The 23019-nt window shown below is 33.6% G+C and carries 19 protein-coding genes and 1 pseudogene; 5 read left to right on the plus strand and 15 right to left on the minus strand.

The features are described 5' to 3' along the window. Positions 1–322: 322 nt before the first annotated feature. From NGI30_RS05675 to NGI30_RS05715, 9 genes and pseudogenes are all read right to left on the minus strand, one after another. The gene (locus tag NGI30_RS05675) at positions 323–982 is read right to left on the minus strand and encodes a type 1 glutamine amidotransferase domain-containing protein (RefSeq protein WP_251942981.1); all 660 of its coding nucleotides are present in this window, start codon (positions 980–982) and stop codon (positions 323–325) included. Positions 983–1112: 130 nt separating this feature from the next. Further along, positions 1113–1859 carry a tryptophan synthase subunit alpha gene (gene trpA, locus NGI30_RS05680; RefSeq protein WP_251942982.1) on the minus strand — a complete coding sequence of 249 codons (747 nt, stop codon included), beginning with the start codon at positions 1857–1859 and terminating at the stop codon, positions 1113–1115. Next, positions 1852–3066 carry a tryptophan synthase subunit beta gene (gene trpB, locus NGI30_RS05685; protein ID WP_251519030.1) on the minus strand — a complete coding sequence of 405 codons (1215 nt, stop codon included), beginning with the start codon at positions 3064–3066 and terminating at the stop codon, positions 1852–1854. The genes trpA and trpB overlap by 8 nt, the downstream gene beginning before the upstream one ends. Continuing rightward, positions 3056–3697, minus strand: a pseudogene (locus tag NGI30_RS05690) (phosphoribosylanthranilate isomerase). Before NGI30_RS05690 ends, trpB begins: the two are co-directional and overlap by 11 nt. Beyond that, positions 3694–4476: an indole-3-glycerol phosphate synthase TrpC gene (trpC, locus tag NGI30_RS05695; RefSeq protein ID WP_251942983.1), complete on the minus strand. Its 783-nt coding sequence runs from the start codon at positions 4474–4476 to the stop codon at positions 3694–3696. The pseudogene NGI30_RS05690 and the gene trpC overlap by 4 nt, the downstream one beginning before the upstream one ends. Beyond that, entirely contained in the window at positions 4460–5476 is a 1017-nt protein-coding gene (gene trpD / locus NGI30_RS05700; protein WP_251943929.1) for an anthranilate phosphoribosyltransferase, read from the minus strand. The genes trpC and trpD overlap by 17 nt, the downstream gene beginning before the upstream one ends. After that, entirely contained in the window at positions 5454–6047 is a 594-nt protein-coding gene (locus tag NGI30_RS05705) for an anthranilate synthase component II (RefSeq protein WP_251516797.1), read from the minus strand. The genes trpD and NGI30_RS05705 overlap by 23 nt, the downstream gene beginning before the upstream one ends. Continuing rightward, entirely contained in the window at positions 6044–7450 is a 1407-nt protein-coding gene (locus tag NGI30_RS05710) for an anthranilate synthase component I (protein ID WP_251942984.1), read from the minus strand. Before NGI30_RS05710 ends, NGI30_RS05705 begins: the two co-directional genes overlap by 4 nt. Before the next feature lie 571 nt (positions 7451–8021). Next, complete coding sequence (locus NGI30_RS05715; protein WP_251516793.1) at positions 8022–8576, minus strand: NAD(P)H-dependent oxidoreductase; 555 nt, start codon at positions 8574–8576, stop codon at positions 8022–8024. 291 nt (positions 8577–8867) lie between these two features. On the opposite strand from NGI30_RS05715, the gene NGI30_RS05720 reads away from it, so the two are divergent. Continuing rightward, positions 8868–9959 carry a prephenate dehydrogenase gene (locus NGI30_RS05720; protein WP_251942985.1) on the plus strand — a complete coding sequence of 364 codons (1092 nt, stop codon included), beginning with the start codon at positions 8868–8870 and terminating at the stop codon, positions 9957–9959. Between the two features lie 94 nt (positions 9960–10053). On the opposite strand, the gene NGI30_RS05725 is transcribed toward NGI30_RS05720, so the two are convergent. Continuing rightward, positions 10054–11316: a Y-family DNA polymerase gene (locus NGI30_RS05725; protein ID WP_251942987.1), complete on the minus strand. Its 1263-nt coding sequence runs from the start codon at positions 11314–11316 to the stop codon at positions 10054–10056. A 147-nt stretch (positions 11317–11463) separates the two neighbouring features. Between NGI30_RS05725 and thmT the strand changes: the two genes are divergently transcribed. Then, positions 11464–11652, plus strand: coding sequence for a 2-hydroxymuconate tautomerase (thmT, locus tag NGI30_RS05730; RefSeq protein ID WP_251516786.1), 189 nt, complete (start codon positions 11464–11466; stop codon positions 11650–11652). Positions 11653–11720: 68 nt separating this feature from the next. Here thmT and NGI30_RS05735 read toward each other — a convergent pair whose 3' ends face one another. Next, positions 11721–12737, minus strand: a complete 1017-nt coding sequence (locus tag NGI30_RS05735; RefSeq protein WP_502960378.1) for an LCP family protein — start codon at positions 12735–12737, stop codon at positions 11721–11723. Between the two features lie 105 nt (positions 12738–12842). On the opposite strand from NGI30_RS05735, the gene msrA reads away from it, so the two are divergent. Continuing rightward, positions 12843–13358, plus strand: a complete 516-nt coding sequence (gene msrA / locus NGI30_RS05740) for a peptide-methionine (S)-S-oxide reductase MsrA (RefSeq protein ID WP_251516782.1) — start codon at positions 12843–12845, stop codon at positions 13356–13358. A 449-nt stretch (positions 13359–13807) separates the two neighbouring features. On the opposite strand, the gene NGI30_RS05745 is transcribed toward msrA, so the two are convergent. From NGI30_RS05745 to parE, 4 genes are all read right to left on the minus strand, one after another. Then, on the minus strand, positions 13808–15034 hold the full coding sequence (locus NGI30_RS05745) for an AI-2E family transporter (RefSeq protein ID WP_251943931.1): 1227 nt from the start codon (positions 15032–15034) through the stop codon (positions 13808–13810). Positions 15035–15427: 393 nt separating this feature from the next. Further along, on the minus strand, positions 15428–16870 hold the full coding sequence (gene alsT, locus NGI30_RS05750) for a glutamine transporter AlsT (RefSeq protein WP_251516778.1): 1443 nt from the start codon (positions 16868–16870) through the stop codon (positions 15428–15430). A gap of 241 nt (positions 16871–17111) precedes the next feature. Beyond that, a complete protein-coding gene (gene parC / locus NGI30_RS05755) occupies positions 17112–19514 on the minus strand; it encodes a DNA topoisomerase IV subunit A (protein WP_251516776.1) in 2403 nt (800 codons plus the stop codon). Continuing rightward, on the minus strand, positions 19511–21505 hold the full coding sequence (gene parE, locus NGI30_RS05760; protein ID WP_251519027.1) for a DNA topoisomerase IV subunit B: 1995 nt from the start codon (positions 21503–21505) through the stop codon (positions 19511–19513). The genes parC and parE overlap by 4 nt, the downstream gene beginning before the upstream one ends. Before the next feature lie 198 nt (positions 21506–21703). Here parE and plsY point away from each other — a divergent pair, with 198 nt between their 5' ends. Next, positions 21704–22312: a glycerol-3-phosphate 1-O-acyltransferase PlsY gene (gene plsY, locus NGI30_RS05765; protein ID WP_251516774.1), complete on the plus strand. Its 609-nt coding sequence runs from the start codon at positions 21704–21706 to the stop codon at positions 22310–22312. A gap of 404 nt (positions 22313–22716) precedes the next feature. Further along, positions 22717–23013: a HesB/YadR/YfhF family protein gene (locus NGI30_RS05770; RefSeq protein WP_251942991.1), complete on the plus strand. Its 297-nt coding sequence runs from the start codon at positions 22717–22719 to the stop codon at positions 23011–23013. The last annotated feature ends 6 nt before the right edge of the window (positions 23014–23019 follow it).

Here is a 23019-nt window from a genome sequence, read left to right on the forward strand (position 1 = left end):
AACAAAATCAATACCTATTTTGTGCATCGTACCTATCACTTTTATATAACATAAACAGATTTTTCCACTATAAGTATCTTTATATCCTTTATTATATCATTCATACAAATTTATCAAAGAATAAACTATTATGAATATGACTTATCTTTATTTCAATTATTACTTTAAGCATCATTATTTAATTAAATTGTAAAATAATACTATAATTGCTATTTTAAATAATACTGACTATGTACATAGGTCAATTGAAAAAATAAAAACTGGAAAACACTACGTTCTCCAGTTTTTTATAATACTTTTAGCTTAAGCTTCAACTTTCATATTATTTTAAAGCATCTCTTAATGCTTCACCGATTGCAACGCTTGATTGTGGATTTTGACCTGTAATAAATTGTCCATCTTTTTCCACGTGTACTGAGAAGTTATCATCGGCAACAAATTTAGCACCTTGGTTTTCTAATTCCGTTTGAGTTAGGAAAGGTACTTTTTCGTCTAATTTCATCGTACGTTCTTCATCATCTGTAAATGAAGTTAATGTCACGCCGTCAACTAAGAAATTACCATCGTTGTCTTTGGCACCTACAAAAGCACTTTGACCATGACAAACTGATGAAATATACTTACCTTCACCTTTAAATTGTGCAAGAATTGCTGCAAGCTTTTGATTGTGTGCATAATCAAATACTGTGCCGTGACCACCAGGTAAATAAACAGCATCGTAATTATCAACATTAACATCATCTAAACTAGATAATTGTTTAATTTTTTCAACGAAGTCACTATATTTATTTAATTCATCGTTTTGAGTAGAATTAGGGTCAATCGGTACTTCCCCACCGTTGATTGAAACAAGATCTACATCAACACCTGATTCCGTTAAAATATTATAAGGTTCACTCGCCTCTTCTAACCATAATCCTGTAGGTGTACCGTCGTCATATTGATCTCTGCTTGTTAAAACAAACAATACTTTTTTAGTCAAAATTGTCACCTCTATATAATGAATTTGAAATTAGCTTAAGTTATTACTATACATGCGCTTTTTATTACTTAGCATGATGCTAATTTCTCTTCAAAGATTCTAATGATACTTTACCCGTATTATTTATATGTTATTCATTTTGATCTAGAGGTTTATCTAACGCTTGTCGAATAGATTTTAGAAATTGTATAGTTGTTTCCACATTATCATTTTCAAAGCGTTTGACAATTTCACTCCCCATAACGACACCATCTGCTACACTCACAATATCAGTAACATGTAACGAGTTACGAATGCCGAAACCAGCTACTACTGGTATATCTGTTAATGTTTGAATGTGTTGAATCGTACGCTTTAAATCTGGATGGAATTTACCATTTTCACCCGTAGTTGCATTCATCGTCACTGTATACATGAACCCTTCAGCGTCTTTCGCAATTTGTTCAATTCGTGATTCAGAAGTAGTCATCGCAATTAAAGAAATGATATTTACAGTACGATTTGGATGACGTTTCTTCAATTGTTGTATGAGTTCATGTGGTAAATCTGGAATGATTACACCATAAATACCAGCTTGCGCACATGCGTTGAAAAATTCAGTTTCGCCATAATGTTGAATGATGTTGTAATAGGTCATTAGCACATAGTTACTCGTAATTTCTTCTTGATGTTTTTCTAATTGATCGAAAATATACTGTACATTCACACCTTCTTCTATTGCTTTAGCCCCAGCATCCATAATTACCGGTCCATCAGCTACCGGGTCCGAGAAAGGCACACCGATTTCCACAATATCGGCTCCAACTTCATTTAATGTCTTTAAATTATCAATAAATGACGTATTTCCCATAATGTATGGTATAAATAGTTTACGCATCGCCTTCACCACCTTTATTCATATATGCACGGATTGTATCCATATCTTTATCTCCACGACCAGATACAGTTACTACAATAATTTCATCTTCGCTCATTCGAGGTGCAAGCTCCTCAACGTAACTTAAAGCATGCGCACTTTCAATAGCTGGTATAATACCTTCTGCTTTAGTAAATCGTACAAGTGCTTCCATTGCTTGATTATCACTCGCCGTCACATAATCTACTCTTCCAATATCATGATAATACGAATGTTCAGGACCAACCCCTGGGTAATCTAACCCTGCTGAAATTGAATGTGCTAGTTGAATTTGACCATCTTCATTTTGTAACAAATACATTTTAGTCCCATGTAGCACCCCGACTTTGCCTTGCGTGATTGCTAATGCATGACGATCCGTTTTTACACCTTTACCAGCAGCTTCTACACCATATAATTTAACGTCGTCTTTTATAAATGGATAAAACGTGCCTATCGCATTGGATCCTCCACCTACACAAGCAACGATTGCATCAGGTAAACGCCCTTCTTTATCTTGTATTTGACCTTTGATTTCTTCTCCGATGACACTTTGAAAGTCTCGTACCATTGTTGGAAATGGATCAGGTCCAAGCGCAGAACCTAACAAGTAATGCGTATCATCTACGTGACTCACCCAGTATTGTAGTGCTTTATTTACAGCATCTGACAACGTGCCTTGCCCTTCAGTTACTGATTTAACTGTCGCACCTAACAATTCCATTCTAAATACGTTTAGCGATTGTCGTTTAATATCTTCTTCACCCATAAATACAACGAGTTCCATATCAAATAACGCGGCAACAGTTGCACTCGCAACCCCGTGCTGGCCTGCACCAGTTTCTGCTACGAGTTTCTTCTTGCCCATGCGTTTTGCAAGTAAAGCTTGTCCTAATGCGTTGTTGATTTTATGCGCGCCAGTATGGTTTAAATCTTCTCTTTTCAAATAAATTTTTGCCCCACCTAATGTTTCCGTATAAGATTTCGCATACGTTAACGGTGTTTCTCGCCCTACATATTCTTTTAAATAATACGTTAATTCTTCTTTAATTTGTGGGTCTTCTTTCGCTTTGTTATAGGCTTGTTTCAGTTCTTGAATTGCTGGCATTAACGTTTCTGGTACAAATTGTCCCCCGTATTCACCGAAAAAACCAAATTCATCTGCTTGCGTTTGAATATTACGTTGCATCATATTTTTTCTCCTTTACTTTTAAAATAATGTCTTTCATCTTATTTATATCTTTAACATCTTCACTTTCGATTCCACTCGCAATGTCGTATCCACTATGCGCTAATTCTAATTGCTCTAGTTTGTTAATATTTTCAAGATCAATTCCGCCTGCAATCAAAAATTCAATTCCTGTGAGTCCTTGCAATATTTCCCAATTATAAACTTTACCTGTACCACCATAACTTTCTGAAGGTGTATCTATAATAAATAGGTCGATATCAGTGCGATAATATTCAATCGCGTTTGATAAAGCATCTTTGTCTTAAGCGGGCAGTGCTTTAATTAATTTAATGTGCGGAAAAAGTCGTTTTATTTGTTGAATGAATTCTATACTTTCTGAACCGTGTAATTGTATAGCCGTTAATGAAGTCGATTCGATAAGGTTTGAAATTGTATCAAAATTAGGATTAACGACTACCACAACCTTTTCTATATGCTTTGGAATTATATCCGTAAACTGTTTGATTGTCGGAACGTCGACATATCTTTTACTTTTGGGATAATGTATAAACCCAATTGCGTCAATATTTAAATCTCTAACTTTAGCAACATCTTCCAACGTACGAAATCCACAAAATTTTAATTTCATCGTTGGACCTTCTCTAATTTTAAACTTGGTAAAAATTGACTCAAGTCATCGCAAGTCATCAATGATTCCCCTATTAACATTCCGCTTATACCTGATGCTACAATATTTTCAACATCACTTCGGTTACGGATTCCACTTTCTGAAATATAATTCACATTGGGTTGATAATCTTCTAAAATTTCGTTTGTATGCAATACATCAGTAACAAAACGTTTTAAATCCCTATTATTAATACCGATTAATTCAGCACCAAGTTGATGTGCTCTCTTAAGTTCTGCTTTATCATGCACTTCAACTAACACTTCTAAGTTTAAAGATCGTGCGTAATGATAAAGTTCCTGTAATTCTTCATCATTTAATACGTTTACGATGAGTAATATAATTGATGCGCCAGCCTTGCGTGCAACATCAATTTGTATTTTTTCAACTATAAAATCTTTACATAACACCGGTAAATTCGTCTCGATAGTTAACTCTTGTAACCTTTCAAAACTACCTTCAAAATACTGTTCATCTGTAAGTATTGAAACTGCATTCGCACCATATTGTTCATATTGCTTAACCTGTTGTATTAAATTTCTTTCAGGTAATCTATCAATAGATGGACTTTTAGATTTTATTTCAGCAATGATGGCTAATTCTTTTGAAGACTTTATTTGGTCGTTTAATGTTTGTTTATGTGAAACGTCAACGGCTGTTAAAGTTTTTAATTTATCTTCGTAATATCCTTGTGCTAATAAATCTCTTTTATAAGCTACAATTTCATCCAATATAGTCATATTGATGTCCTCCCATTTTGTTATATTGTGCTAATGCTGCTCCATCATTTATTAATTTACTAGCTAAATGTACGCCTTGTTGAATCGAGTCAGTTTGTTCAGCTACGTACAAAGCGATACCTGCGTTTAACACGACGACATCTCGTTTTGCACTTTGTTCTTCACCATTAAGAATACGTTTAGTGATTGATAGATTATCATGAGCCGAGCCTCCAACGAGATCGCTATTCGGTGCATAGTCAAATCCTAAATCTTGTGCGTTAAGCGTATAATGTTGGATTTGTCCATCAGATGTTAGTTCATAGATAATATTATCTCCTGATAGAGTGGCTTCATCCATACCATTGGCACCATGCAATACGATTGCCCGTCTTCTACCTAAGTCTGAAAGCGTTCGAATGATTTTTTCTAACTTTGAAGGTTCATACACGCCCATAACTTGATAATCTAACTGGAACGGATTAATCATCGGGCCTGTAATATTAAAGATAGTTGGTTTATCGATGCCTTTTCGTATAGGTTGAATATGTTTCATCACAGGATATGTTTCAGTCGCACTTAAAAATGCTAATCCTTTCTCTCTCACTTGTTCTATCGTTTTTTCAACCGAGGTCGTTTTGATGTTCATCGCTTTTAACAAATCGGTACTCCCTGAAGCGGAAGTTATGCTCTTATTACCATGTTTAATAACAGGAACACCCGCACTTGCAACTACGAAAGATACCGTTGTTGAAATATTGAAACTATGCGATTTATCTCCTCCTGTACCACACACACAAATACTATTAGGAAACTGAGGTTGTTGTTCATACATTGTCTGAATTAAACTGTTTGCGATATAAGTTAATTCATTTTGGGTAATTTCTTTATTTGAGAACGTAGACAATAACTGCTTTTTTGTCTCTTCCTTTGCTGTTTCATCTAGTAAAAAGGTAATAAATTGATTCATTTGTTGTTGATTCAACGGTTCATGTTGATTAATTTGTTCTTGAAGTCGCATCATGTTTCACCTCTTGGGTTATTTTTAAGAAATTGATAATGATTTGAGTGCCATGTTCAGTTGCAAATGATTCTGGATGATATTGAATACCAAAGTGCGGTTTCATCTTGTGTTGTAAGCCTTGTATACAATCTGGCGTTTCTGCCGTCACGATTAAAGATGTTGGTAATGATTTAGGATCAGTAATTAATGAATGATACCTCATAATTTCTGAATATTCTGTAATATTTTCGTATAGTTGCGTTCTTTTTACAATCTTCATTCGATCTGTTTTACCGTGTTTTATATTTTCACCTTGTATGACTTCCCCACCATAAAAACATGATAAAGCTTGGGAACCTAGGCATACTCCTAATATTGGTTTATGTTGATAGTGTTCAATAATTCTCATCAAGAGATTGGTATCTAACGGATGACCTGGACCAGGCGAAATAATAATGCCGTCAATCTCATTTTGATAGTCAAAAACTTTAGGGTCATCAGGATACTTCACTATAACCTCTGTTTGTTGCGCAACCATATCAACTAAATTATAAGTAAACGAATCATAGTTATCGACGATGAGTATCATGGGGACACCTCCAAAAGACTTTTAGCTTTAAGTTGGGTTTCTTGGAATTCTTTCTCTGGGACTGAATCATACACTACGCCACAACCTGCTTGAACATTGATATTGTGCTCATCTATCATCATTGTACGTATTGCTAAGGCGAAATCTAACTCATGATTACAATTGATATAGCCTATTCCCCCACTATAAACACCACGTTTATGAGGGTAGTTTTCGTAAATACGTTGAATTGCTCTCAGTTTCGGTGCGCCTGACACTGTGCCAGTTGGTAATAAACTTGCAATGACCGACATAGGAGAATAATTATCAGGAACTTTACCACTTACTTCACTAACGATATGCATGACATGTTCGTAACGCTCAATTGCCATTAACTTTTCTAACTTTGAAGTCCCTGTAAGACTAATTCTATGAATATCGTTTCTTCCTAAATCCACTAACATACGATGTTCGCTTATTTCTTTTTCATCATTTTTAAGTTGTTGTTCATTAGCATAATCTTCTTCTTCAGTTTGCCCTCTTTTAATTGTTCCAGCGATTGGGTTGGTTACGACTTTCTGATCTTTAACTTTTACAAAGCTCTCAGGCGAACTTCCTACAATAATAGGTTGATCTATATTCAAGTAATACATATAAGGACTAGGATTTTGTCGTTTTAAATTTTGATAGAGTTGATATGACAACTGTTGTAATTTACTTCCAAAGTGATGTTCATAACTATAAATGATTGATGGGACTACTTGGAACATGTCCCCTTGTCTAATGAGTGATTTCATATTTCTAACCGTTGTTTCAAATTGTTCTGGCGTAATATTAGACTTAATTTGTTTATCGTTATTTTCATAATTTATTGTTGGCGGATAAATGTTAATTTCTTTTAATTCTTCAACTCGACGATCAATTCTAGCTTTCAACTGTGCTTCATTTTGATTTGAAAATAAATTGGTCGCAATCACATATAGGTGTTCTTTATAATGATCAAATACGTAAACATCCTCGACCATGTGTAAGCGCACATCGTGTTGCTGATGATCTTCAAGGGGGTGTTGCTTTAACTTTGGAAATTCATGTCTCACTAAGTCAAAGCTACACGTACCCACAAACCCAGAAATAAATGGTAAATCTGCGAGCGACTCTTCTTGAATATTAACTTTATAACGATCAATAAACTGTTTTAATTTGTCATACGGTTGGTCATTTTCTACGATTTGTTTTTCGTTCTTTTCAATCGTCAATGTTTCGTCATCTAACGTGATAGAACCATACGTATCAAATATCACCATAGAATAACGGCCCTTCAATTTAGATTGTTCCGAACTTTCTAATATGATTTTATGTTTTTTAAGTCTTGCTAGCGCTTCAGGTGTAACTTCGGCGTGCAATTTTTTATATTGTATCAACATCTGATTTGCCTCCCTTTTGAAAATTAAAAAAACAGCATCCTTAAAATAAAGGACGCTGTTGCGTGGTACCACCTAAATTAGCAGAATATTAAACTCTACTCACTCAAATCATTTTATAAAATTATGATCCAACAAAACCCAATTTCAGTATATGTGCGTGTTAGTTTACATCAACCACTAACTTTCTGAGACTACGTTTACATAACTTACTACATTTTGTTTTCTTTAAAAATTTCCAAATAAAAAGCACCACAATAACACGTACTATAAGGACGCGTTACCGTGGTGCCACCTTAGTTAACATTCTTCATGTTCACTTTCAATTGCTCTATTTATAGTGACGTTTAAAAGCCCAATTCACGATATATGCAGTGCTAATTTCCATCAACCATTAGCTTTCTGATTAACTACTCAACATATACGCTACTCATACTTTCAACATTTAACTTCAATTTCTGAAGTAGTAATTAACTAGTATAGTACAAGCAACATTCTCTTTTGTCAACAATGAATTCTTATTTTTCTAAATATTTCAATATCTATACCTTGTGTATAAATTCTATCTCCATGGTTACATTCTGTCAAAAACTTCTTTTACGTGGCCTGCCAATTTTATTTTATAATGTTCTATATTTGTGTGTTTCACGACGTTATAAATTGCAAATGTTGGCAGTGATGTCATACCAATATATTGATTCATTTTGTGTAAGTGTAACATCGCCTCATCTAAAGAACGTCCGTCATAAAATGCCTCTTTATTATCAAAAATGGCCTCTGGCGCATTCCATGTTAATGAAAGTAAATATTGTTTATCAGTAAACTGTCCACCTTGTCCATATTGATCTGACCCTTTAAAGAATATGCGATCCATATATACTTGATCGATATATTGCTTGAACTTACCAGGTATACTAAACCAATATATTGGTGTCTGCATTATAATTATGTCTGCACGCAACCATTTTTCAATTTCCTCATCTACATCATATCCTTGATCTACTATCGTTGTTTCAACATTAAATTTATCTTTTAGTAATCTTTCCCATTCTTCAAAAATTGTTTGGTTCAACTGCCCTTTTGATTTTTTATAGTATTCGTGACCATTAATGATTAATATATTTTTCATTTTCTTTCCACCTTCGTGTTTTATTATGTATTAAAATTATAAATTGATAGTATCTTTTTGAGAAGTACGCACTTTTTTGTACTATAGGCACATTTTAGTAACTATTGCGCTACGCTTTTAATTGAACTACTTTAAAAATTAATTTATTTAGAGGTTTTACCTACTTTTTGTACATCTCAAAACGTCATTCCACGTTTTGCTTCTAACAAATGTATTAAACTATTATTGCTAATTATCTATCGCTCATTTACAATATAAATATTCTGAAAAATTAGACAGAGGTGATCGTTAATGCAAAACATTTTATTTGTAGGTTTAGGATTAATTGGCGGAAGTTTAGCTAGCAATTTGAAATACTATCACGATGATATTTCTATTACTGCCTACGATGCAGATACGACACAATTAGATAAAGCTTTATCCATTGGGATTATAGATCATATTTCTACAGACTATAAAATGAGTGTGCAAGAAGCAGATATGATTATATATGCAACACCTGTTAAGCAAACTGTTCAATATTTACAATCGTTACCGCACTATCAAACTAAAAGTGGTCTAATCGTTACTGATACAGGTAGTACGAAATCCACAATTCAACAATTTGAAACCTCACTTTTACAACACAACATTCATTTAATTGGTGGGCACCCTATGGCTGGTAGCCATAAGTCTGGCGTACTTAACGCTAAAAAACACCTATTTGAGAATGCCTTCTACATTCTTGTGCACAACGAATCTGACAATGACGAGGCCTCTACTGTCGTGAAAGAATTATTACAATCTACTGCAGCTAAATTTATTACTACAACTGCGGATGAACATGATTTTGTAACGAGTATCGTCAGTCATGTTCCTCACATTATTGCGTCGAGTCTCGTTCATCTAAACGCCAATCACGTTAAAGATTCATCTTTAGTTAAGACACTTGCAGCGGGAGGCTTTAGAGATATCACTAGAATTGCTAGTAGTAATCCAATTATGTGGCGTGATATCACCCTTGAAAATAAACATATCATCTTATCTATGTTACAAGAATGGAAATCACAAATGACTGAAGTCATACAATTAATTGAGAGCGACCAACCAACGGCGCTCCATGATTTCTTTAATGAAGCTAAACTTTATCGGGATGAACTTCCCCTTAAATCACAAGGTGCCTTATCTATCGAGTATGATCTATACGTTGATATCCCCGATGAACCGGGTATGATTAGCAAAGTTACAAACATTATAAGTTTACATAATATTTCTATTAGCAACTTAAGAATATTAGAAGTACGTGAAGATATTTATGGCGCCTTGCGTATTAGTTTTAAAACGCCTGAAGACCGTAAAAAAGGTGCGCTTGCCTTAGAAGACTTTGATACGTATATTGCTTAACCCATGCATACACAATAATAACCAGTAAATAAACAACCTTATGTTTATTTACTGGTTATTTAAATACATGATTGTATTGTAGTTATTGTTTATATTACATCTTATGGCCAGCCATTAGTCCTAAACGGCCATTCTTCGTTCCTGCGTCTGTATATGAAACCGCCCGTGATACAATGCCTTTACCATATTTTGAATGTAACTCGTCAATCGTTTTCGCTAACCGTTCTTTTCTCTTTCGTTCATACTCATTAATAAATAAATTCAGTTGACGATCTTTCTCATCGATAAATTGCGTTAATGACACACTTACTGTTCTATAAAGCGCTTGCTTATCACATAACTTATCTGCAAAATGTTCAATTACTTTAAATATATTCTCATCTAAATTTGTCGGATCTTCTAATGTATATTGTTTGTTAACCCCACCATCATCACTATAACCAAATGAAAAATGGATCGTTTTTGCTAATTGATTTCTAGCTCTTACACGACTAGCCACATCTTCAATTAACTCTCTCATAACCACTTTTGTTTCCTCAAAACGGTAATCTCTCATCAAAATCTGACTTTTACAAATGGAAGGATTTACTACTTCATATTTATCTCGTATTTTACTCTTGTCTATTCCATTCGCATGTAGATGTAAATCTGTACCTATAATGCCAAAATCTCTCTTTAAATATTGATGAGGATAATTAGCTAAATCACCTACCGTAAAAATACCTCGTTTATTTAATTTGGCTTCCGTACGTGAACTAATACCCCAAAATTCACTCAACGGTTGAATGGGCCAAAGTTTTTGAGGTACATCATGGTAACGCCATTCTGCAATCATACTTGGAGAATGTTTCGCTTCTACATCCATCGCAATTTTACTTAGCAACATATTCGAACCAATCCCTATCGAACAATCGATATCGGTTTCTGCCTTTATTTCAAATTGAAGCTTCTTACAAAATGATTGGATTGTCGTGCTAAAACGATGATAACTATCGGTTACATCTATAAAGAACTCGTCGATACTGTATTGATGTAAATCTTCCGGAGGGACATAACGTAATGCAATCTTAGAAATAGCGATTGAAACTTCTAAATACTTTCTCATACTTGGATTAATAATATAAATGTCATTTCTATGAGGGATTTCAAATAATCTAGAGCCTGTTTTAATTCCTAGTTTCTTTAACGGTGCCGTAGCTGCTAATACAACTGAACCTTGTCTCTTTGTATCTGCAACGACTGCTAACTTCTCTTCTCTAGGGTCTAATCCTTTCTCGACACAAGAGACGCTAGCAAAAAAACTCTTCTGATCCACACACAATATATCTCTTTCTTCCACTAAATTATAATCATACATCCCAGCAAACCTCCTTGATGATTTAATTATATACGAACACTTGTTCTTTTTCAATACCTATAAGAACACTTGTTCTATTCTGAATTTTTGTAATATTATAAAAATTAATGGTATAATCATAATCAAATAATTAAGGAGGAAAACAACATGCCGATTGTAAATGTTAAATTATTAGAAGGCCGTTCTGACGAACAATTAAAAGATTTAGTAGCTGAAGTTACTCAAGCGGTTGAAAAAACGACTGGAGCAAACAAACAAGCGATACAAGTTGTAATAGAAGAAATGAAATCAACACATTATGGCGTTGCCGGTGTCAGAAAGTCAGACGAAGCATAATAAAAAGAGGTTGGACATCGTGTCCAACCTCTAAATTATGCTCATAAATGATTTAATGCTACCCATTTTTATTCTTCTAAGAACTTTTCGACTTCCTTTTTATTGGTAGCTTGATCAATTTGTAAAGCACTACCATCAGCAGGTGTTTGAATATCATGGTATGAACCTTTAACCGGTAACGTAGTAGATTTAATATTTTTATCCCCACGTAATCCGAAGCTCAATCCTGTTTGCATCAACGTTTTATCTTGCATGTTCGTATTCATATATCCTCTTAATATACCTGCTACTTTTGGTAATTTTGGTAAAGTACTGAAACTTACAAGTTCATGTTTCAATGCCTGCATCACTTGTTGTTGTCTACGAACTCTTCCAAAGTCTCCTTCTTCATCATGACGGAATCTAGCGTAACCAAGTAACTCTTTACCATTTAATAAACGATGACCTTTTTTCAGAGATACACCGATGTTTTCAGACATATTCTTTTCAACATCCATAGGTACACCATTAGGTTCTAATTCGTCTACCATTTTTTCAAAACCTTTAAAATCCAAAATAGCGTAATATTCAGGATTTATACCTAAGTTTTTATTTAAAGTTTTTCTTAATAATTCTGGTCCGCCCATAGAATATGCAGAATTAATTTTATGTTTTCCTTTACCAGGAATATCTGCATAAATGTCACGCATGACTGACATGATTTTCATTTTTTTATGAACGTAATCATATTGAGCAATCATAATTGAATCCGTTCTTGAAATGCCACCTTGCTCTTTATCGGCCCCTAATACCATAATGGTTAATTTACCGTCATTTTTTACTGGGCCATTAAATTTATGTTCTTTCATTGTTTTACCCTGGTCTTTCGCATATTTAATACCAGAGTTATATCCATGAATGACATAACCAATCAATATTGCAAAAACGATTAAAATACCCAAAATTATAAATGGAAACTTCTTAATACGTCTCTTTGTCGAACGACGGTTTGATTGGTCTAGATTGTCTTCATGATTTGCATAATCTGTGTTGTTTCTCTTTTGTCTCTTCACTTGTATCAACCTTATATCTTCAAAATTGCACATGTATGTACTATAATTAATATATACTAACTTATATAAAAACTGTATAAAAATCAAGTCTAAACTGAATAAATCAGACTAAGGTCCAATAATGAAAGGAAGTTAAACATGAATATAAATAAAGCCTATTTCGCAGGTGGTTGCTTCTGGTGCATGGTAAAACCATTTGATACATTTGAAGGCATAGAGCAAGTGACTTCAGGATATATGGGCGGACACGTAGACAACCCTACATATGAACAAGTCAAAACGGGTGAAACTGGCCATTTAGAAACAGTTGAAGTTGAATACGATGTGGCCCTATTTTCTTACCATAAATTATTGGAAATTTTCTTTTCTGTAATAGATCCGACAGATTCAGAAGGCCAATATCAAGACAGAGGATCCCAATATAGAACAGCAATTTTTTATACGAATGAAGATCAAAAGGAAGTTGCAGAAACTTATATTGAGAAGATGAAACAAACTATCGATAAAGATAAAGCAATCGCCACAAAAATCTTACCTGCGACAAGTTTCTATAAAGCAGAAACAGAACACCAAAATTTTTATAAGAAAAACCCAGAACGATATGCAGAAGAACAAAAACAACGTGAAGCATACGCAAATAAAATGAATAAATAATAAGACATAAAAAGGAGTGGAACTGAAATCGAATTTTTTAATAATGATTTCATAATCCCACCTAATTGACTAAGAGTCTGAGACATCTATTTTTGTCTCAGACGTTTTTTATTTATTTCAATGTTCACTTTACAGATATTGAAAGCGTTTTCTATTAGTGTTATATTAGTTGAGTAACTTAATTACATGCGTATTTAAGTTCAACTCTTTAAGTCAATGATATTTAAAAAGTTTACGTTAGTTTATTAAGTAACTAATCACTTCTCCTTTAATTAGTTACAACCTTATATTAATTAATACTCCTAAGCAAAGAGGTCGGGAAAATAGTGCTAATCAGTGTAGAAATCACTTAGCTATTTAATTCCCACCTCTTATTTTTAACTCCAAATTAAAAAGGCTGCCAATGAACTCAACTAAGGTTTCACTGACAGCTGTTTTATTATAAGCATTTAACGAATAACTTCTTCATCTTTAATTTCATATTCGCCCGCATCATTACCATAATATTTATTATATCTACGTTTATATAATAAGAATAAATGTGATACAAGTACTTTTAATATAGCATAACCAGGGATACCTAAAATCACGCCTACAACACCTAATATATTTCCTGCGCTTAATAAGATAAATATAATTGTTAAAGGATGAATTTTTAAAGTTTTCCCCATTACATTTGGTGAAATAAAGTGTCCTTCCACAAATTGTACCAAAGTCCAAACCACAACTAATTTAAGCAACATTATAGGTGAAGTGATTAAGGCAATAATGATTGCAGGTGAAATGGCAATTGTGGGACCAAGATAAGGTACAACGCTTGTCACTGCTGCAATACACGCTAAAATTAATGAATAATCTAAACCGATAATACTATATCCAATAAATAAAAGAATACCTATACAAAATGAAACGATAATTTGACCTTGGATATAAGAACCAACTTGTTCACTCATTTTATCTAATAAATCGTGATAATCTTTTCGGAATTTTGGAGGTATCATATTTGTAGAAAATTCTTTAAAACGATGCCCATCTTTTAACATAAAGAATAACACAAATGGTGTGGTAACGATCACAACACCGATGTTAACTAATGCTTCCGCAAAGACTTTAACTTTAGAACCAAAATCATTAAAGTAACTTGAAATCATAGATGGTATCTTCTTAGCTAACGTATCTAACTGATCTTGAATTTGACCATAAAAATTTGAAATAACAGAGTTTTTAGTCACACTATCAATAAAATCATTTATTTTATCAACGTATGTAGGGAAATTATTACCAAAACTCTTCAACTGTGTACTAATTAAAGGGATAAGTAAATTAACGGCTAGCGTAATGACCCCTATAATTAATAAGAATAAAATCGTTACGCCCCACACTCTTGCAATGTTATATCGTTCCATCAAGTTCACTAACGGGTTAAATAAATAATATAAAATGAGAGAAACGACAATAGGTGCAGCTATCGTATTAAAGACAATGATGAAAGGTTTAAAGATATAAGATACTTGGTCAAAAATAAATATCGCAACACCTAGCAATATAAGGATTATTAAACCAAATATTATATCTTTACCTCCTAGAAACTTCATAAAGCGGGTTTCTGGAAAACTCAAAGGTAATTTTCCTTTTTTACCTTGTTGATCTTGCTTTGTTTCGTGTTCAGTTGTCATCAAATTCACCAATCCTTAAATAAATTCTTACTATTACGTCAAAGCAAGGACAAAAGTAATTTAATTTTAGGCTCCGAAAATGGTGCACATATCACAAATTTCAAATGTCCTAACATCAATATGCTTATTATTTAACATATTTATTAATACACATTCGTATATAAATCTAAACTGACTATTGTAAGTATTATACACTGTAAAGGTTATATTTAAAAGTTCTATTATAAAACCTTAAACAAACTACGTGGGCATAAACGCCTTAGTCATACTCATTAACGATTTCATTTTTGTCATTTCTATATAATTAAGCTAAATGGTCAAAATATTATAAAAAAAGCGGGATAGAAATCTATATAAAGCCATAGATTTCTAAATCCCGCCAATTAAACTTTATTATTTTTTCATGCCCCAACTTTCAATACCAAATAAATTTATTTCTAAATTTTCTGGTCTAAAGACAGGCTTTCTACCTGCTTTACGTTGTTTGTTGTAATCTTTCATCACAGCAAATGCAATATTGGATAGACCTATAATTGCGACTAAGTTCACTATAGCCATTAGACCCATAAATAAGTCTGCAGTACTCCAAACAACTTCAGTTTTAACGACTGCACCAATAAATACTAATACTACAACTAGACATCTGAAAATGAATAGGATTACTTTATTACCAGACAAGAATTCAATATTTGATTGTCCGTAATAATAATTACCAACTACAGATGAAAACGCAAATAATGTAATTGCAACGGTTAAGAAAATACCACCGCCACTACCTAAATGCTCATTTAAAGCTGATTGCGTAACGGCTACACCTTGTGGTGCTTTTTCACCGAACTTCAATCCAGAATATAGTAAAATCATAATCGCTGTTGATGTACAAACAAGCATAGTATCAAAGAATACACCTAAAGATTGAATTAAACCTTGTTTTACAGGGTGTGGCACTGCTGCAGTTGCTGCTGCATTAGGTGCAGAACCCATACCAGCTTCATTTGAGAATAAACCACGTTTTACCCCTTGTAATATAGTAGCACCAATCGTACCACCTGTTACTTGTTCTAGACCAAATGCGCTCTTAATAATAGTTAAAATCATAGGAATAATTTGGTCAAAATTTAATAATAAAATAACGACAACGATTAAAATATATAAAAGTGCCATAACAGGTACGATTACGGATGATAATTTAGCAATACTTCTTACACCACCAAAAATTATGATGGCAGTAAATACTGCTAAAACAATACCAGTGATAAAAGGACTAACGTGATATTGTGTCTTTAATGACTCTGCAATTGTATTAGACTGTACCGTATTAAAAACAAACGCGAAAGTAACAGTAATTAAAACCGCAAATACAATACCTAACCATTTTTGATTTAAGCCTTTAGTTATGTAATAAGCAGGGCCTCCACGGAAACCACCATCTTTGTCAGGTACTTTATACACTTGTGCTAAAGTTGCTTCAATAAAAGCACTGGCTGCACCAATTAATGCAATAATCCACATCCAAAATACAGCCCCAGGTCCACCTAGTACAATTGCAGTTGCAACACCGGCTATATTTCCGGTACCAACACGAGATGCTGCACTGATTGCGAACGCTTGGAATGGAGCAATACCTTTCTTACCATTGTCTAAAGTTTCCGGTTTCTCACCCACAGCACGGAACATTTCTGGAAATGTTCGAATTTGAACAAATTTAGAGCTGATCGTGAAAAATATCCCTGCTGTTAATAACAGACCAATGAGGTATTGCGACCATATTAAATCATTCCCGACTTGGACAAATGCTTTGAACCAACCAGGAATTAAACTATCAAAATCTTTCAAGTAAATCCCTCTCATCTCTTCATTTAAATTTTTATATAAGCAAGAGACTTAAAGCTATTAGGTAAATCGTCTTAAGATAACATACCTAATATAAACAAATTAAAAATCTACCGTCATTTAAAACGTTCAGAATTTAAATTTATTTCCACACTATAAATCTCTTGATTTCTTAAATATAGATGTACTTAAATGATATTTTATCACTAAATCAGTGTATTGACTAATTAATTTTTAAAAGCAACTATTTTACGGTTAATTGTTCAACTTCTCCAAATTCATTTATATCTACAACAAAGCTACCATTCGTGTATTGTTCAGAAAGATGAATGCTATTAATTTCGCCTGTTTCTTGTTGATCTTTAGAGTAAAGTGTATACTGCGTATGCTCAGGAGTAACAACTTCAGCCGCAACAATTCTATGAGGCGCTTTCTTTAACTCTTTCAATAACGTAATACCACGTTGGGCACGTTTAGCGACTTGTAATACTTTAAAACTTATACGTTTCAGCGCACCGCGTTGTGTCGCCATTAAAATAGTTTGTCCCTCTTCTACTAATTGTGTCATCACTACATGGTCGCCATCCTTTAAATTAATAGATTTAACACCAGCCGCTCTTAATCCAGTATCAGACAATTCATCGCTCATATATGTGAGTGACATACCTTTGTTCGTGAGCACTGTAATCAATTGTGATGAATCGATACGCATTACATTGAGCAATTCATCACCTTGCTTTAATTTCATTGCAATAAGTGGTTTATTAAAACGTGATGTTTTAAACATTGAGACATTGCTTTTCTTAATCATGCCATTACGTGTCGCAAGGATATAATATGCATCTGTCTCAAATTGACGTTCAAACTGCATATCAATGACGTATTCGTCCTCGTCTATTGAAACGATTTGTGAAACGTGTTGACCTAACTCTTTCCATTTTACTTCAGCCAATTTATGCACAGGAATAAACAAATAACGTCCTTTATTCGTAAATATTAACACAGTATCTAGTGTGTTCACTTCCGCATGTCTAAACAATGCATCACCAGATTTAACACCTACCTCTTCAACACCACTGGCATTGTAACTGCGTAAAGAAGTACGTTTAATATAACCATGATTTGTCATACTCACGATTACGTTTTCACTAGGAACCATAACTTCTTTATCGATTTTAATTTCTTCAATTTCAGCTTCAATTGTTGAAAGTCTGTCTTGTTTAAAACGCTTTCTAATATCAGAAAGTTCTTCTTTGATAACATTTAATAATGCGTCATGATTATCTAAAATATTTCTAAGTTTATCTATTAATGCCTTTAGTTCATCATGTTCTTCTCTTAGTTGAACAATATCCGTATTTGTTAAACGGTATAATTGTAACGTTACAATCGCTTCAGCTTGTGCGTCTGTAAAATCAAATTCATCAACTAAATTGACTTTAGCATCTTGTTTATTTTTTGAATTTCTAATAATGTGAATCACTTCGTCAAGTACAGATAAAGCTTTCATTAAACCTTCAACGATGTGCATTCTACTCTCAGCTTGATCTAGTTCATGACGAGTACGTCTTGTAACAACATCAATTTGATGATTTAAATAACTATCGATGATTTCACGAATACCCATTAATTTTGGTCGTCCGTCACTAATCGCAACCATATTAAAGTTATATGCTACTTGTAAATCAGTATTTTTATACAAGTAATTTGCTACGGATTCACTATTTACATCTTTTTTCAATTCAATAGCGATACGTAACCCTGTGCGATCGGTTTCATCTCGTACTTCAACAATGCCATCAACTTTTTTATCCGCACGGAGCTCATCAATCTTTTTAACAAGGGAACTTTTATTAACTTCATACGGAACTTCAGTCACTACTAATTCTTTTCTACCATTTCGTAATGTTTCAACATCAACTTTAGAACGTACGATAATCTTACCTTTACCAGTTTCATACGCTTTCTTAATTCCATTTACACCTTGAATAATACCACCAGTTGGAAAGTCTGGTCCCTTCACATATTTCATTAATTGATTAACAGTAATGTCAGGGTTATCAATATATTTTAACGTCGCTTGAATAACTTCAGCTAAGTTATGTGGTGGAATATCTGTCGCATACCCAGAAGAAATTCCTGTACTACCATTAATTAATAACTGAGGTAGTCTCGCAGGTAATACCATAGGTTCAGTTGTCGTATCATCATAGTTAGGCATAAATGGTACAGTATCTTTATTAATATCTCTTAGCAGTTCAGCAGAAATTTTACTTAATTTAGCTTCAGTATAACGCATCGCTGCAGCTGGATCGTTATCAATACTACCATTGTTACCTTGCATTTCAATTAATACATGACGTAGTTTCCAGTCTTGACTAAGACGTACCATTGCATCATAAACAGATGTGTCACCATGAGGGTGATACTGTCCGATAACATCACCGACAGATTTCGCACTTTTTCGGAAACCTTTATCATACGTATTCCCACTTGAATACATCGCGTATAAAATGCGTCGTTGAACAGGTTTAAGTCCATCACGGACATCAGGTAGTGCACGTTCTTGAATGATGTATTTACTATATCTACCAAATCGGTCGCCTATGACATCCTCTAGCGACAAATCTTGAATTATTTCACTCAATTTACTTCCTCCTCATCGGAACTGTCCTGTTCTAAAATTTCCACTGCTTGATTATCTAAAATACTTTGATCTTCTTGTAGACCAAATTCAACGTGTTGTTCAATCCATTCACGACGTGGTGCAACTTTATCACCCATCAATGTAGTCACACGCTTAGATGAACGCAAATCATCTTCAACTTGGACTCTTATTAAAGTACGAGTTTCAGGATTCATCGTTGTTTCCCATAGTTGGTCTGCATTCATTTCACCAAGACCTTTGTAACGTTGTAATGAAAATCCTTTTCCAAGTTCTTTTTGTAATTTCTCTAGTTCTTCATCTGTCCATGCGTATTCAATCTTTTTAGATGCACCTTTACCTTTTTCGAGTTTGTATAAAGGAGGTAACGCAATAAATACTCTTCCGGCTTCAACGAGTGGTTTCATATATTTAAAGAAGAACGTTAAAAGTAATACCTGGATGTGAGCTCCATCCGTATCAGCATCGGTCATAATAATGATGCGATTATAATTACTATCATCAAGTTTAAATTCGTGTCCTACACCGGCACCAATTGTATGAATAATTGTATTGATTTCTTCATTTTTGAAAATATCATCAAGTTTAGCCTTTTCAGTATTGATAACTTTACCACGTAACGGTAATATTGCTTGATATTTACGATCTCTACCTAATTTGGCAGAACCACCTGCTGAATCCCCTTCGACTAAATACAGTTCTTTTTTCTCCGTATTTTTACTTTGCGCTGGTGTTAGCTTACCAGATAATAACGTATCTTTACGTTTATTTTTCTTACCTGAACGAGCATCTTCACGTGCTTTACGTGCAGCTTCTCTCGCTTGTTGTGCTTTTACTGCCTTTTTAACGAGTGATTTGGATAGCTGGCCTTTCTCTTCGAGGTAATAAGGTAATTTTTCAGCAACGACTGAATCTACAGCACTTCTTGCCTCTGAAGTTCCTAATTTAGATTTCGTTTGTCCTTCAAATTGAAGTAATTCCTCTGGAACACGAATAGAGATAATTGCTGTTAAACCTTCCCTAATGTCGCTACCATCTAAATTCTTATCTTTCTCTTTTAATTCATTAATGCGTCGCGCATAATCATTAAACACACGTGTCATAGCCGTTTTAAAACCTGACTCATGTGTTCCACCATCTTTTGTTCGAACATTATTTACGAAACTTAAAATACTTTCAGAATATTGATCGTTGTATTGGAATGCAACATCTACTTCAATACCGTTTGCTTCCCCCACAAAATTCGCAACATCATGAAGAACCTCTTTACCTTCATTGACATAACCAACGAAGGCTTTAATGCCATCTTCATAGTGGAATACATCTTTACGCTCTTTCCCAGATCTGTGATCTTGTAAGACAATTTTTAAATCCTTTAATAAAAACGCTGATTCTTGTAAGCGCTCACTTAATGTTTCATAATTAAATTCAGATGCAGTTTTAAAAATTTCATCATCCGGTTTAAATGTTACATTCGTTCCGGTACGTTTTGTTTTTCCTTGTTTAATTAAGCCTGAGGCAGGTACGCCTCCATTTTTAAATTGTTGACTATATTTATAACCATCTCTATGGATTTCTACTTCTAACCATGAACTTAATGCGTTTACTACAGAAGCACCTACACCATGCAATCCACCTGATGTTTTATAGCCACCTTGTCCGAATTTCCCACCTGCATGAAGCACAGTGAAAATGACTTCTACAGTTGGCTTTCCTGAAGCATGAATTCCCGTTGGCATACCACGGCCATTATCTTCAATAGTAATACTTTCATCTTTATTAATACTAACTGTAATTTCATTTCCGAAACCATTTAATACTTCATCGACGGAATTATCGACAATTTCATACACTAAGTGATGTAAACCACGTTTATCGGTAGATCCAATGTACATTCCTGGTCGTTTTCTAACTGCTTCAAGCCCCTCAAGCACTTGAATCGAATCATCCGAATAATTATTTTGTTTATTCATTGTCAATCGTTTCGCCCTCCTACAAACGTACGTTCGTTTTTAAAACCATACAATAGTTATTTTTATATAAAACTTACTAAAATGCAAGCATCAAATTAATATTTAAGTTAAACTATAAAATGTGAGAAATTTATTCGTATATCGTCGTTCAAATGTGATAAAATGAATTTAATGTCATTAAAGGATGTGTGATTAAATATGATGATTGCAGTCATGTTAATACTCAGTTACCTCGTTGGTGCTTTTCCAAGTGGCTTTGTTGTAGGTAAATTATTTTACAAAAAAGATATTAGACAATTGGGGAGCAAAAATACAGGTGCAACGAATAGTTTCAGAGTACTAGGTAAACCGGCAGGATTTTTAGTGACTTTCCTAGATATGTTTAAAGGTTTTATTGTAGTATTCTTCCCTTTATGGTTCCCTATACACGCAGATGGCCCAGTTAGTTCATTCTTTACAAACGGACTTATTGTTGGTGTATTCGCTATTGCGGGACATGTTTATCCTATATATTTAGGATTTAAAGGTGGTAAAGCAGTTGCAACAAGTGCAGGCGTAATATTCGGTGTTAATCCAATATTATTATTAATACTTGTAGGTATATTCTTTATTATTCTATATTTAACAAAATACGTTTCACTATCTAGTATTACCGCAACGATTTGCTGTGTCATTGGCGCATTATTAATTCGAGACTATATTCTAGTACTCGTTAGCTTTGGCGTTGGATTGTTATTAATCATACGCCATCGTACAAACATCGTTAGAATCTTTAAAGGTGAAGAGCCTAAGATCAAATGGATGTAAATAAATTTAAAGATATTAACAGAGAAAGTGCATTGAGCACGCATCTAATTATGGCTGGAACATATATTTGTTCCAGCTTTTTTGTACTCTATAAGAAATAAATTAAAGGTCAGGCATAAAACCAATAAGTTACTATTAACCAATCTAAGTTCAATACTTACCACTTAATAATACAAAAATTATTTTATAACTTTTCCTTTACATCAATTATACGCCTTTTACTTTTATAAAAACAAGATAAATTTATTTTATTATTAATAATCAAGTTGAATTGACTTATTATAAAAGTGCACAATTTTAATGTTAAAATAGTTCATAACGGGTATGGATATAAATAATGTATTTCATATAGTAAGTGTTCAAAAATATTACGCTACTATAGCGAAAGGAGACTGTATAACGTCATGAATATAGAATTATCAGATGAAGCAGTAAAATGGTTCAAAGATGAATTAGAATTGCCAGAAGAAGGTAAAGTGTTGTTATTTTACGTAAGATACGGTGGCGAATTCCAGTTAAAACAAGGATTCAGCCCAGCATTCACTGTAGATAAAAGAGAAGACATTGAAATTGGTTTTGAGAATGAATTTAATGGGTTGAACATTGCTATTGCTGAGAAAGACTTATGGTACTTCGAGGACAATCACCTTTATATAGATGTAAATGATTCCATTGATGAAATTGCGTATAGCACTAAATAATAAATC

This window comes from Staphylococcus sp. Marseille-Q5304 (assembly GCF_943737015.1).
GTDB lineage: Bacteria > Bacillota > Bacilli > Staphylococcales > Staphylococcaceae > Staphylococcus > Staphylococcus hsinchuensis.